This window comes from Acinetobacter sp. 16, assembly GCF_033439925.1.
Lineage (GTDB): Bacteria > Pseudomonadota > Gammaproteobacteria > Pseudomonadales > Moraxellaceae > Acinetobacter > Acinetobacter junii.
In genome coordinates, this window is record NZ_CP137746.1 from 1,689,700 (window position 1) to 1,703,072 (window position 13,373).

Consider the following 13,373-nt stretch of genomic DNA (forward strand, 5'->3'; position numbering starts at 1 on the left):
GTATTTCTCTTAGACAATTAAGCAGATTCGTATAAATTGTAAGTTGGCAAAAATGATGAATTTTCACATTTGTTATGGCAGTTAATGACATGAAAATGTCCGAAAAAGATATCTATTGCTTCGATAATATACTTCGTACTTAAGAGACAACTTTCGATTGGCGTAGTATCTCTTATGGGTCTTTCAAAGCTGTCTTTCGATTGAAGACAGCTTTTTTTTGTCTTTAATTTACTGCTGCTGTTTTATAAATCTGAGGCAGTAGACAATTTTGAGCGAGCTCAGTAGATATTTCGGATGATGATTCTAAGGCATTCCATTGCTGCATTTGCTCAAACAACCATTCAAAGTCAGTCACTTTGGGTTGTGCATCATTTTCAATCAGATGGCGAACTATATTTTGTATGGCATGATATTTCTCCACATGCACTTCTTCAGAACATTCAAACTGAATAATATCGAATTCGACTAAAAGGTCCCAAATTGGCGCAAAGTCTTCAATCGATTTAAGCTCTTGCTGTGCTTTGATTAAAGCTCGAGTGAGTGCGATTAATGTACTCGGATGCTGTTCTGCCCAATCATGTGTCACAGCAAGCACTTTATCTGCGACATTTGGGATAATTTGCTGACTTGAACATACAATTTGTCCTAATCCTGCGAGTTCAGCTTGGGTATTCCAAGGCTCACCTACACAGAAACCATCGACTAAATGAGTGCTTAGTGCTTCTACCATATACGATGGCGGTAAGGTTTTTACTTGAATGTTTTTTGCAAGTTCCCTATCTGCCAAAGCAAGCCATTCTTTTAAACAATAATGATGGATAGAATGTTGAAACACATGCGCGAGTGAAACAGGATGATTTTGTTTAAGATGATCTACTAACTTTTGAGCAGATTGTTCCGCAGTATCGTCTTTTTGAATCTGTAATTGATAACACAGTTTCTGACTCAGGCTAATAAAAGCACGACTCTCGCTTAAGACCAATGGTGTTTGTAAGGGAATACCAATCTGATCATTGCCAATTGCAGCAGCAGGTAACATAGCAGATAAGCAATGTGCAGCATCGAGTAAACCAAATGCCAGTCGATCGCGTAAACTTGCCCAGGAAGCTTCTTTGATCAGCCGAACATCTAATCCTTCTTTATCAAAAAAACCGCGTTGTTTAGCCCAAAGCAGTGCTACGCAATCAAGTAAAGGAATATAACCAAGTTGCAATTCTGTTTTTTCTAAACTGCTCATTTATTCATCCTTTAGTTGATTGTTTAAGAGCTCTTGTGCATCGAGTAGACGACGTGCCATTTCACCGATGGTCATACGATGACTCATCGCATTTTTTCTTAATAATTGGAATGCTGTATCTTCAGTGAGACCGTGAAGTTGCATCAGTAAAACTTTTGCTTTTTCAATATCTTTTCGATCTGCGAGTTTTGTTTTCGCATCCTTTAGATCACATTCAAGTTTTTTATGCTTTTTATATTGCTCAATCGAAATGTCCAAAATGGTATGTAAACGACTTGGATCGATACCATCAACAATATAGGCAGTGATGCCTGCATCAATTGCTTGTTTGATGGTGTCTTTGTCAGTGTTTTTAGTAAAGAGTACAGTGGGTAGGTCAAAGTTACTTACACAGCTTTCAATAACGTCACGATGTGGATGATCCATATCGAGCAAAATGACATCTGCTTGAAGATGTTCCAATTTGAAAATATTCAGGTGATCAAGAGTAAAGCAAGCAACAACATCAAAATCATGTTCAATTAAACAAGTTTTGATGTATTCAGCTCGGGCTTGATCATCATCAATAAGTGCAATTCTGAGTTTCGGCATAAGTATAAAGATCAAACGATAAGTGTGTGTGCATTTAAGACGGTGCACGATGAATGTTGTTTTCAAAGCAAAATTGGTGCCATTGGAGTTATTCTTATTCGGTGCAATCGCTCCTTTAGCATCTAAATTATGCGCTTTATTGTATCGTTCATTGATTTCAGAACCAAAGAAAATTTAGAACTATGTTTTAAAACCATAAAATGTATTGTTTTGGTGCGTAAAAAGAGTTCTTTTGAAGCAGAAAGAATTGTGCTTTAAAACGGGTCATCCTCATAAAGCCCTATTTTGTATAGGGGTAAAATGTAGTGCTTAAGCTATTTTTATTTATAAAAATCATTAAAAAACAATAATTAATATAATTTCTTGCTTTGCTTTATTAAAGTTGGCATAGCATTTGCTAAATATTTATTGAGTCAAAGACGACTTTCCAAAAAATTGTAAGACGGCCAACGATGTCCGATCTGATCGGTTTGTTCACACAGAGTGCTGTGTCAACAAAGCAATATACGTTCAGTATGGGAGATGGCAATGTCTTTAGATTTATCGGCAAAAAAAGCCACATCAATAAAGTTATTTAACTTTTCTGCACCAGCGATGCGGGCATTCCACATGAGTTGGCTTGCTTTCTTCGTTTGTTTCTTTGCTTGGTTTGCATGTGCACCTTTAATGCCAGTCATTGCAGGTGAATTTCATCTGACTAAAGATCAAATCGCAAATATCAATATCGCAGCAGTCGCAATCACCATCTTAGTCCGTTTGATCGTTGGTCCTTTATGTGACAAGTACGGACCACGTAAAACATATACCGCTTTGTTGATTATCGGCAGTATCCCCGTTTTTGGTGTCGCTTCTGCAAATAGTTATGAATCATTTCTGTTCTTTCGCTTATTAATTGGTGCAATTGGTGCGAGTTTTGTGATTACGCAATACCACACTAGCATCATGTTTGCTCCAAATGTCGTGGGAACTGCAAACGCAGCCTCAGCTGGTTGGGGTAATGCTGGTGGTGGGGCAACACAAGCACTCATGCCGTTATTACTATCTGCATTGGTGATGTTTGGTGTTGAGCAAGCATTTGGTTGGAGACTCGCACTAATCGTCCCAGGTTTCATGATGGTGATCGTAGGTTTCCTTTACTGGAAGTTTACTCAAGATTGTCCTCAAGGTGATTTCAAAGAGTTACGTGCTCAAGGTGTGGTTGTTGGCAGCGATAAAAAAGGTGGTCTAGCAATCTTAATGCATGCTGCTCGTAACTATCGCGTATGGATTCTCTTTTTCTCATATGCAGCTTGTTTCGGTATCGAAATCTTTATCCATAACATCATTGCGATGTACTACGTCGAACACTTTAGTTTCGGATTAAAAGAAGCTGGTTTAGCAGCAGGTATCTTTGGTTTGCTCGCATTATTTGCCCGTGCATTGGGTGGGATTCTTTCAGACAAAGTTGCACTCAAAAAAGGCTTGGATGGTCGTACTAAAGTATTGTTTGGATTGATCCTTGGCGAAGGGCTTTTCTTAATGTTGTTCTCGCAAATGAATGGACCTGTACTCGCTATTCTCGTAATGACGGTATTTGCATTATTCACACACATGGCATGTGGTGCGACTTATGCGCTTGTTCCATTTATTGATCGTGAAGCGCTAGGTGGTGTTGCAGGCATCATCGGTGCAGGTGGAAACGTTGGTGCAGTGGCGGCAGGTTTCTTACTGAAAGGTATGTTGGATATTCAAACTTGTTTAATGGTTCTAGGTGGCTTAGTGGTCATTGCTGCGAGTTCGGTCATGCTTATCCGATTTTCGGTAGAGCATAAAGAAAAAGAACAACGTTTATTTGAACAAGCAATTTTAGAACGTGGCTCAGAACAAAACAGCGCAGCTTAATCTCAGATTAGATTTTAGGAGAAACACAATGAAATTAGTGATGATTGGTCACGGTATGGTGGGTCATAAATTCATCGAAGCCATCTTAGAGAAAGCTGATGATGAATTAGAAATTACGATTCTTGCTGAAGAACCACGCATTGCATATGATCGTGTACATTTAACTGAATATTTTTCAGGAAAATCAGCAAAAGACTTATCACTTGCACGTTTTGATTTTGCAGATGCACATGGTATTGACTTACGCTTGAATACCAAAGCCATTGCAATCGATGCTGTCGAAAAAACAGTGACAACAAGTTTTGGTGATGTGATTCGCTACGACAAATTGGTATTGGCAACAGGATCATATGCATTTGTTCCACCAATTTCAGGCAATGACCGTGAGAACTGTTTTGTTTATCGAACCATTGAAGATTTAGATGCGATCCGCGCTGCAAGCTTAAATTCAAAGTCGGGTGTGGTGATTGGTGGCGGTTTATTAGGTTTAGAGGCTGCAAAAGCTTTACGTGATTTAAACCTAGAAACGCACGTTGTTGAATTTGCACCACGCTTAATGGCGGTTCAAATTGATGACTTAGGTGGTAAAGTTTTACGCCGTAAAATCGAGAATCTGGGTGTAAAAGTTCATACTCAAAAAGCAACGTCATCTATTGAAGCGGGAGAAAGCGCAACGCATGTGATGAAGTTTGCGGATGGTAGCGAGCTTGAAACAGACATTATTCTATTCTCTGCAGGTATTCGCCCACGTGATGAACTTGCACGCAGCAGCGGGTTGGCATTAGGTGAGCGTGGGGGTATCAAGATTAATGATTACTGCCAAACCTCTGATGAAAATATTTACGCAATTGGTGAATGTGCGCTTTGGGACAATAAAATCTATGGTCTCGTTGCGCCGGGCTATGACATGGCGCGTATTGCAGCCAAGCATATCTTAGCTGAAGAAACACATTGTTTCGCTGGTGCTGATATGAGCACTAAGTTGAAATTGATGGGTGTAGATGTGGCATCGGTTGGTGATGCTCATGGCATGACACCGAATTCGCTTAGCTATTTCTATGCTGATGAAGATGCATTGGTTTATAAGAAAATCGTCGTAGATGCAGATAAAACCAAATTACTGGGTGCAGTACTGGTTGGTGATGCAAAAGAATATAACGATCTTTTACAAATGATGTTGAATGGTATCGCATTGCCAAAAACACCTGAAAGCTTAATCATGCCAGGATTTGCTGATTCTGGTGCGAAAGCGGGCGGTAGCGGTGTGGATTTACTGCCTGACAGTGCAACGATTTGTTCATGTAACAACGTGTCGAAAGCAGATATTTGCCAAGCGATTTGTGATGGTTCGACCTCTTTAGGTGCTTTAAAGAAATGTACTAAAGCAGCAACAGCATGTGGTGGTTGTGCGCCATTAGTTACTCAAGTTTTAAAGTCTGAGTTACAACGTCAAGGTGTAACGGTTAATAACCATGTTTGTGAGCACTTCCCATACTCACGCCAAGAGATTTATCACTTAGTCCGTGTAAATGAAATCAAAACGTTTGATGATTTGATTCAACAACATGGTCATGGTTTAGGTTGTGATATCTGTAAACCAATGACAGCAAACATTTTGGCATCGTGCTGGAATGACTTTGTATTGGAACCAACGCATGCAGGTCTACAAGACAGTAATGACTACTACTTAGGAAATATCCAAAAGGATGGTTCATACTCAGTTGTACCACGAATGGCAGGTGGTGAAGTCACGCCAGATGGTTTGATTGCTGTAGGTCAAATTGCTAAAAAATATAACCTGTATACCAAAATTACAGGTGGTCAACGTGTTGACTTATTTGGTGCGCAGCTGCACGAGCTACCATTTATTTGGGAAGAGTTGAATGCAGCAGGCTTCGAGTCAGGTCATGCTTACGGTAAATCATTACGTACAGTGAAATCATGTGTAGGTAGCACGTGGTGCCGTTATGGCGTAGATGATTCTGTTGGTTTAGCGATTGAATTAGAAAACCGCTACAAAGGCTTACGCTCACCGCACAAACTAAAAATGGCAGTCTCGGGTTGTACGCGTGAGTGTGCTGAAGCACAAGGTAAAGATGTTGGTGTAATTGCGACAGAAAAAGGCTGGAATCTATATGTGTGTGGTAATGGTGGAATGAAACCACGCCATGCAGAGCTTTTAGCTTCTGATCTAGATACTGAAACTTTGATTCGTTATATCGACCGCTTCTTTATGTTCTATATCCAAACTGCTGATCGTTTACAACGTACGAGTGTATGGCGTGACAACATGGAAGGTGGTTTAGATTATCTCAAAGCTGTAATTGTCGATGATTCGCTTGGTCTTGCAGAAGAACTTGAAAATCGCATGGCACATATCATTGGAACTTATCAAGACGAATGGCGTACTGCGGTAGAGAATCCTGAGATTCGTAAACGCTTCCAAACTTACATTAACGCAAGCGCTGAAGAGCAAGCTGATCCATATATTCAATTTACTGAAGTGCGTGATCAGATCCGTCCATTAAATGAAGCTGAACGTTCAGTTGATCGTATCCCGATGGTAGAAGCATAAGGAGAATCAAAATGACAAATCTAAAAGACATGAATATGCTTCCAGAAAATCAATGGATTGATGTGTGTCATCTTGATGACATCACGCCAAATACAGGTGTAGGTGCACTTATTGCGGGTCAATCCGTTGCTTTATTCCGCGTAGGGAACGAAAAACGTATTTATGCATTAAGTAATAAAGATCCGTTTAGCCAAGCAAATGTAATGGCGCGCGGTATTATTGGTGATTTGCAAGGTGAGCGTGTTATTGCCTCACCGATTTACAAACAACACTTCAGTTTAGCAACAGGTCGATGCCTAGAAGATAAAGATCAAAAGCTTTCTGTTTTTCCAACCAAAATCGAAAATGGTCGAGTTTGGGTAGGTACTGTTCCGCAAAAAACTTATATTACCAATAATGGTGTTTCTCAAGAAAAACTGAAGCTCGTTTTGATTGGTAATGGTTTGGCTGGAATGCGCTGTCTAGAGGATTTACTCGACATGGCACCTGATCGTTATGATGTGACGGTGATTGGTGAAGAGCCTTGGGGTAACTATAACCGTATCATGCTTTCACCCGTGCTTTCTGGTGAGAAAACCATTGATGACATTATGTTGCATCCACATGCATGGTACAGCGATAAGGGCATCAAATTTATTGCTGACGATCCTGCTATTAAAATCGATCGTACTCGTAAAGTAGTGCATACACAAAAAGGCGAAAGTGTCGATTACGATCGTTTGATTATTGCAACAGGTTCATCTCCATTTATCCCACCTGTACAAGGCGTAGATTTGAAAGGTGTGATCAGCTTCCGTGATATTTATGATGTCAATACCATGATTAAATATTGCGAAACGAAGAAAAATGCTGTGGTGATTGGTGGTGGTCTGCTTGGCTTAGAAGCAGCTTACGGTCTCAAGCAACGTGGCATGAATGTCACTGTTCTTCATTTGATGGATCGCATTATGGAGCGTCAGCTTGATGGTCGTGCGAGTCGTATGTTGCGTCAAAGTATTGAAGAAAAAGGGATTAATATTATCACTGAGGCAAATACTGAAGCATTGATTGGTAAAGATGGCCATGTTAACCAAGTACGTCTGAAAGATGGCACAGTGTTGGATGCCGACCTTGTCGTATTTGCTGTAGGTATTCGTCCAAATATTGCTTTGGCTCAAAGTGCTGGTTTACGTTGTAATCGTGGTATTTTGGTCAATGATACGATGCAAACATTTGACCCAAGTATTTATGCAGTAGGTGAATGTATTGAGCATCGTAATCAGACTTTTGGTCTCGTCGAACCATTGTGGGGACAAGCATTTATCTGTGCAACACACTTGGCAGAACACGGTAGTTTAACTTTCAAATCACCAACCGTTCCGACTCAGCTTAAAGTTAGTGGTGTTGATGTATTCTCGGCTGGAAATTTTGAACCGAAAGAAGATTACGAAGACATTATCCTGAATGATGAAAAACGACAAATATACAAGCGTATCATTATTCAGAAAGATAAAGTCATCGGTGCGGTACTGTTCGGTGATACTGAAGATGGCATGTGGTATGCGGAATTGATTGCAGATCAAACACCAATTTCAACATTTAGAAATAAATTGTTATTTGGTAAGGATTTTGCAATGAAGAAAGCAGGATGAAAGCTAATCCTTTCGTAAAGATTAGGTTAAGCGTTAAAGGCATTGCCACATATGTTGTGTAGGAGCAGATGTTTTTTGCAAATGCATTGCCTTACTTTTCAGGGATGAAAAGTAACAAAAATCCTTTGTTGAGCTGACGGTACGTCCTTGCTACCGCAGCCCAACAAGGCGGCATCCATGCCGCCTGTCACGGTAGTGTTTGAGGAGAAAATTCCAGTATTAGAATTGTGGTCTAAGCTAAAACTGGGGAAGAACTCAGAATGATTTTTTAGTTAAGTGTAGAGTTCAGCGGATTAACTAGGTAAAAGGGGCAGTCATGAACAGTATTCAAAATTTAGAACACAGTCGCTCCGATCAAGCAGAAACAATCATTACAAAAACAACGTGTCCCTATTGTGGGGTTGGATGTGGTGTTGATGTAACGGTAAATCATAAAGCACAAGGAACAACGGTTCAGGTTGCTGGTGATTTTGAACATCCATCTAATTTTGGACGCCTTTGTATTAAAGGCAGTAATTTGGCGGATACTCTAGGATTAGAGACTCGCGTTTTGCATCCGATGTTTGGTCGTAAGAACCATCGTAAGGTAACGACATGGGATGCAGCCATAGAAAAAATCGCAGATCAATTCCAAGCGTGTATCGATCAACACGGTCGTGACAGTGTGGCATTTTATGTATCAGGGCAGCTATTGACTGAGGATTATTACGTCGTCAATAAGTTTGTGAAAGGCTATCTAGGTACAGCCAATATCGACACCAATTCACGTCTGTGTATGTCTTCGGCAGTTGCAGCGCATAAACGTGCTTTTGGTGAGGATATCGTGCCAGCAAGTTACGAAGACTTTGAATTTACCGATATGGTGGTGTTGGTGGGTTCAAATACGGCATGGTGTCATCCTGTACTTTACCAACGCATCATGCAGGCTAAAAGTAAAAATCCAGATTTATTCGTTGTTGTGGTTGATCCCCGTTTTACCAGTACATGTGAACAAGCAGATTTGCACCTTCCAATTTTACCAGGACAAGATGTCGCTTTGTTCAATGGTTTATTACAGTATTTATATAAGAATAACTTTATTGATCAACATTTTGTCGATACACATACAGAAGGTTTAGACACTTTACTAGAATCTAGTCAGACTGAAGCTGATTTTGACTCAGTCGTGAAACGTACGGGAATTTCAGCAGAAAAGCTAAAATTCTTCTTCGAAAAATTTGCATCAACTGAAAAAGTTGTGAGCTTATTTTCAATGGGTGTGAATCAATCTTCTCAAGGGGTGAATAAAGCCAACAGCATTATCAATTGCCATCTTTTGACAGGGAAAATTGGTAAGTTAGGTGCTGCACCATTCTCAATGACAGGTCAACCGAATGCCATGGGTGGCCGTGAAGTGGGTGGTTTAGCCAATATGTTGGCAGCACATATGGACATCGATAATCCATCACACCAAACACTTGTACAAAACTTTTGGAACAGTCCTGTGATTGCCAATCAAGCGGGACTGAAAGCAGTTGACTTATTCCAAGCTGTAGAGTCTGGGAAAATTAAAGCCATATGGATTATGGCAACCAATCCTGTGGTGAGTTTACCTGATGCGGATCAAGTAAAACGCGCATTGAACAAATGTGAGTTTGTCGTGGTTTCAGATATTTGTGCTGATACAGATACTACAGCTTATGCGGATGTGTTGCTTCCTGCGTTAGGTTGGGGTGAAAAAGATGGAACGGTGACCAACTCAGAGCGCCGTATTTCACGTCAAAGAGCTTTTTTACCTGCTCCAAAGCAAGCAAAAGCAGACTGGTGGGCCGTTGCTGAAGTTGCGAAAAAATTAGGTTTTTCTGGTTTTGATTTTAACAATGCATGTGACATCTTTAATGAGCACGCAGCCTTATCTGCGTATCACAATGCAAGTTTGGATCAACGTGATCAAGTTGAAAACTTTCGTTATTTCAACCTAAAAGGACTAATGAATTTGTCTTTGGATGAATATGATCATTTACGTCCGATCCAATGGCCCGTTTGGGAAAAAGGTCAAAGTACTGCGGTTGAGCATTTATTTGATCAAGGCTTGTTTAGCCATAAAAGCAAAAAAGCAAAACTGATCCCGACAGTGGCAATTGATCCTGTGCATGCAATTTCTGAAGATTATCCATTGGTGTTGAATACAGGACGTATTCGTGATCAATGGCACACTATGACGCGAACAGGTTTATCAGCAAATCTGACCACTCACCGAGCTGAACCTTTCTGTGAAATTCACCCGAATGATGCTTTAAAATTTGGTATTCGTGATAAAGCATTGGTTGAAGTGAAGTCGCAATGGGGCAGTTGTGTTCTGCGTGTCACTTTGGCTCAAGGTGTTCGCCGTGGTCAAATTTTTGCACCGATTCATTGGACTGAGCAAGTTGCCTCTGATGCTCGTGTCGGAAAAGTAGTTAATCCAGTTGTAGATGCAATATCAGGCGAACCTGAGTTTAAACATACACCTGTTGCAATTCAGCCATTCCATACGACATGGCAAGGTGTTTTGTATGTTCGAGATGGGTTTGAACAACAAATCAAAACCTCATTACAAACATGTGCATGGTGGGCAAAAGTTAAAATAGCCAAAGCAGTTCGTTTTGAAATTGCAGATCGTCACAACTTTGATCAAACGCAGAAGAATTTAAAAAGTTTCTTGCCTTTTGTAGATGAAACTTATGAATGGTTGAGTATTGAAGATGTTTCAGCGCAAATGAGTCATAGCATCGTTCTGAAAGATGGGATTTTGATTGCCAGTCTTTATATTGCGCCATCGGATATGTTGCCTGACCGTGATTGGGTTGCGAGTTTATTCAAACGTGAGCGTTTAAGTGCATTACATCGTAAAGCACTGCTTGCAGGTATGCCGATGTCAGCCGCAAATAATGATGGACCATTGGTTTGTAGCTGCTTTAAAGTAGGTAAAAATAAGATCATTGAAGCAATTAAAACGCAGAATATTACTCATGAAAAACAAGTGACAGCTTGCCTAAAAGCGGGTGGTAATTGTGGTTCTTGTTTACCTGAGATCAGAGGTTTGATTAAAACCTGCCAGTTGGAGGCGGAAGCATGAATACAGATTTTCCCGCTACAGATCTCGTGATCTTGGCGGGAGGACAGGCACGACGAATGAATGGGATGAACAAACTATTGCAACAGTTTGATGATCAGATTCAATTGTCAAAAATTTGCCAGCACTTTAAATTGGAAGTGCAACAGATATGGGTCAATAGTCATCGTGATAGCTCGATCTATAAAAGTATAGAGCCGACTGTTGAATGTTTTTCTGATGATCAACAAGGGTTTTTAGGGCCGTTGATGGGAATGAAAAGTGCATGGTCGCGTGTACAAGCAGAATATGCATTATTTATTCCTTGTGATGTGACTTATATCCCAAATCAAGTGCTTGCAAAGCTGCATAGAGCTTTAGAGAAAAATCCGCAAGCATCCGTGGCGTATGTAAATATCAATGGCGATGCCTTGTATCCATTTTGCTTGTTAAAAAGAGCGAGTTTATCGATATTAGAACACCAGCTCGCTGCAAATAAATTAAGTTTAAGAGAAACTTTTAGGCAACTACACGCTCAACACGTTGTCTTTCAAAAGCAAAGCCTGTTTTGTCATAGCATCAATTCATTGGATGAGCTTCAACAATACAAGCAGATGAAAGCTTTTAAACAGATGTTTGTTTCAAACTGATCGGTTAAAAAAGCTTTCTTATTTAGATGTTGATATGGATGTTTAGATTTTGGATTTTTGCAAATAAATTTCCATTTCTTCGGTGGGAACCATACCACCACCAGTTGCCCAAACAATGTGATTAGCATTATTCATTTGTTGTGCAGTCAGTTGATGCATAGCAGCATATTCTTGGTGCTGACTGATTAAGATTGGACCTAACATTCCAGCTAAGGCAGATGGTTCCAGTTTTAAATCTTCTGATTGATTGAGTAGACCCAATAATTTATACATGCTTTGATCATCCAGTGTGTAGAAAGCATCGAGTAGTCTTTCCATCGCTCGACCCACAAATCCAGATGCGCGTCCTACAGCTAAACCATCTGCTGCGGTAATGTTATCAATGCCTAGGTCTTGTACTGAGATTTGATCTTGTAAGCCTGTTGCTATACCTAGCAACATGCATGGTGAATGAGTTGGCTCTGCAAAAATACAATGTACGTGATCACCCAAAGCCATTTTTAGTCCAAATGCAACGCCACCAGGGCCACCACCAACCCCACATGGTAAATAAACAAATAAAGGATGGTCTTGATCAACCGTAATATTTTGAGATTCTAATTGTGCTTTTAAGCGTTCACCTGCAACGGCATATCCTAAGAATAAAGTTTTTGAATTTTCGTCATCAATAAAAAAGCGATTTGGGTTTTTTAATGCTGCTTTACGACCTTCTTCAACTGCAACACCATAATCCTGTGCGTATTCAATAACGGTAACACCATGTGATCTTAATTTATCTTTTTTCCATTGGCGTGCATCTGCTGACATATGCACAGTGACATCAAAGCCAAGTTTTGCACTCATGATCCCAATCGAAAGTCCCAAATTTCCTGTAGAGCCAACGGCAATACTGTATTGACTAAAAAAATCTCTAAATTCTGGACTATCTAATTTTGAATAATCATCTTCAACTGTTAATAAGCCTGCTTGAATGGCAAGTTTTTCAGCCTGATAGAGCACCTCGTAAATACCGCCACGTGCTTTGATCGATCCTGAGATTGGTAAATGACTGTCTTTTTTGAGCCATAATTTTCCAGTGATATCTTGTTTGAAATGAGCTTCAAGCGTTTGCTGCATCTTTGGAATAGAAACCAGTTCAGACTCAATAATTCCTTTGCTTATCTTAGTCTCAGGAAATACAGACATCAGATAAGGAGCGAAGCGAGTTAAACGATCACGGGCATCATCAATATCATTTTGATTAAGGCCAACAAAAGGTAGCCCCATTTCAAGGGTCGTAAAACTTGGATTCAACCAAATTGTTTCTTTAAGCTGAATGAGATCAACAACAACAGGGTGTTGTGCAACAAGGGCTTCAATTTGTTTCGAGTTCATTGGATTATTCATAAGATCTTTCTATTATGGTGAGGAATCGTTAAAGAAATTCCATTCTTTTTAGATATTCATGTATTAAAGGGATTGGATCAATAAAAATTATATTTTATGACAATAATCTTATTCATTTATCAGAACTCTGCTAAGTCAAGTCTTAGCTTTATTTCGATTGATTGTACTTGATCTTTTATTAAATAAGTTCTATTTTAGAACTTATAAGATTTTAAGTGATTGTCCAAAAATTTATTAGGATTTAAGATCATGTTTGGGCAATTAGAATTCAGAAAAATAATCGAGATAAGTGCTTGTCTTGCTTATTTCATCATTTGTAATTTGGACCTTATTCGCTTTTAAAAATCAA

General features: G+C 39.7%; 8 protein-coding genes. 5 read left to right on the forward strand and 3 right to left on the reverse strand.

Going from position 1 to position 13,373, the window contains the following annotated elements; all coding sequences use genetic code 11:
• Window positions 1-223: 223 nt before the first annotated feature.
• Both R2H34_RS08330 and R2H34_RS08335 read right to left on the reverse strand, forming a co-directional pair.
• Window positions 224-1,237 carry an ABC transporter substrate-binding protein gene (locus R2H34_RS08330; protein ID WP_151730314.1) on the reverse strand — a complete coding sequence of 338 codons (1,014 nt, stop codon included), beginning with the start codon at window positions 1,235-1,237 and terminating at the stop codon, window positions 224-226.
• Window positions 1,238-1,828, reverse strand: coding sequence for an ANTAR domain-containing response regulator (locus R2H34_RS08335; protein ID WP_004915545.1), 591 nt, complete (start codon window positions 1,826-1,828; stop codon window positions 1,238-1,240).
• Between the two features lie 528 nt (window positions 1,829-2,356).
• Between R2H34_RS08335 and R2H34_RS08340 the strand changes: the two genes are divergently transcribed.
• From R2H34_RS08340 to R2H34_RS08360, 5 genes are all read left to right on the forward strand, one after another.
• Complete coding sequence (locus tag R2H34_RS08340) at window positions 2,357-3,709, forward strand: MFS transporter (protein WP_075696440.1); 1,353 nt, start codon at window positions 2,357-2,359, stop codon at window positions 3,707-3,709.
• Window positions 3,710-3,737: 28 nt separating this feature from the next.
• Window positions 3,738-6,284 carry a nitrite reductase large subunit NirB gene (nirB, locus tag R2H34_RS08345; RefSeq protein ID WP_318342554.1) on the forward strand — a complete coding sequence of 849 codons (2,547 nt, stop codon included), beginning with the start codon at window positions 3,738-3,740 and terminating at the stop codon, window positions 6,282-6,284.
• An 11-nt stretch (window positions 6,285-6,295) separates the two neighbouring features.
• Window positions 6,296-7,915: a nitrite reductase small subunit NirD gene (nirD, locus tag R2H34_RS08350; RefSeq protein WP_004761324.1), complete on the forward strand. Its 1,620-nt coding sequence runs from the start codon at window positions 6,296-6,298 to the stop codon at window positions 7,913-7,915.
• A 316-nt stretch (window positions 7,916-8,231) separates the two neighbouring features.
• Window positions 8,232-11,012, forward strand: a complete 2,781-nt coding sequence (locus R2H34_RS08355) for a nitrate reductase (RefSeq protein ID WP_151730312.1) — start codon at window positions 8,232-8,234, stop codon at window positions 11,010-11,012.
• Window positions 11,009-11,638 carry a molybdenum cofactor guanylyltransferase gene (locus R2H34_RS08360; RefSeq protein WP_087539257.1) on the forward strand — a complete coding sequence of 210 codons (630 nt, stop codon included), beginning with the start codon at window positions 11,009-11,011 and terminating at the stop codon, window positions 11,636-11,638. Before R2H34_RS08355 ends, R2H34_RS08360 begins: the two co-directional genes overlap by 4 nt.
• A 42-nt stretch (window positions 11,639-11,680) precedes the next feature.
• On the opposite strand, the gene R2H34_RS08365 is transcribed toward R2H34_RS08360, so the two are convergent.
• Window positions 11,681-13,012: a D-serine ammonia-lyase gene (locus R2H34_RS08365; protein ID WP_151730316.1), complete on the reverse strand. Its 1,332-nt coding sequence runs from the start codon at window positions 13,010-13,012 to the stop codon at window positions 11,681-11,683.
• Window positions 13,013-13,373 lie beyond the last annotated feature (361 nt).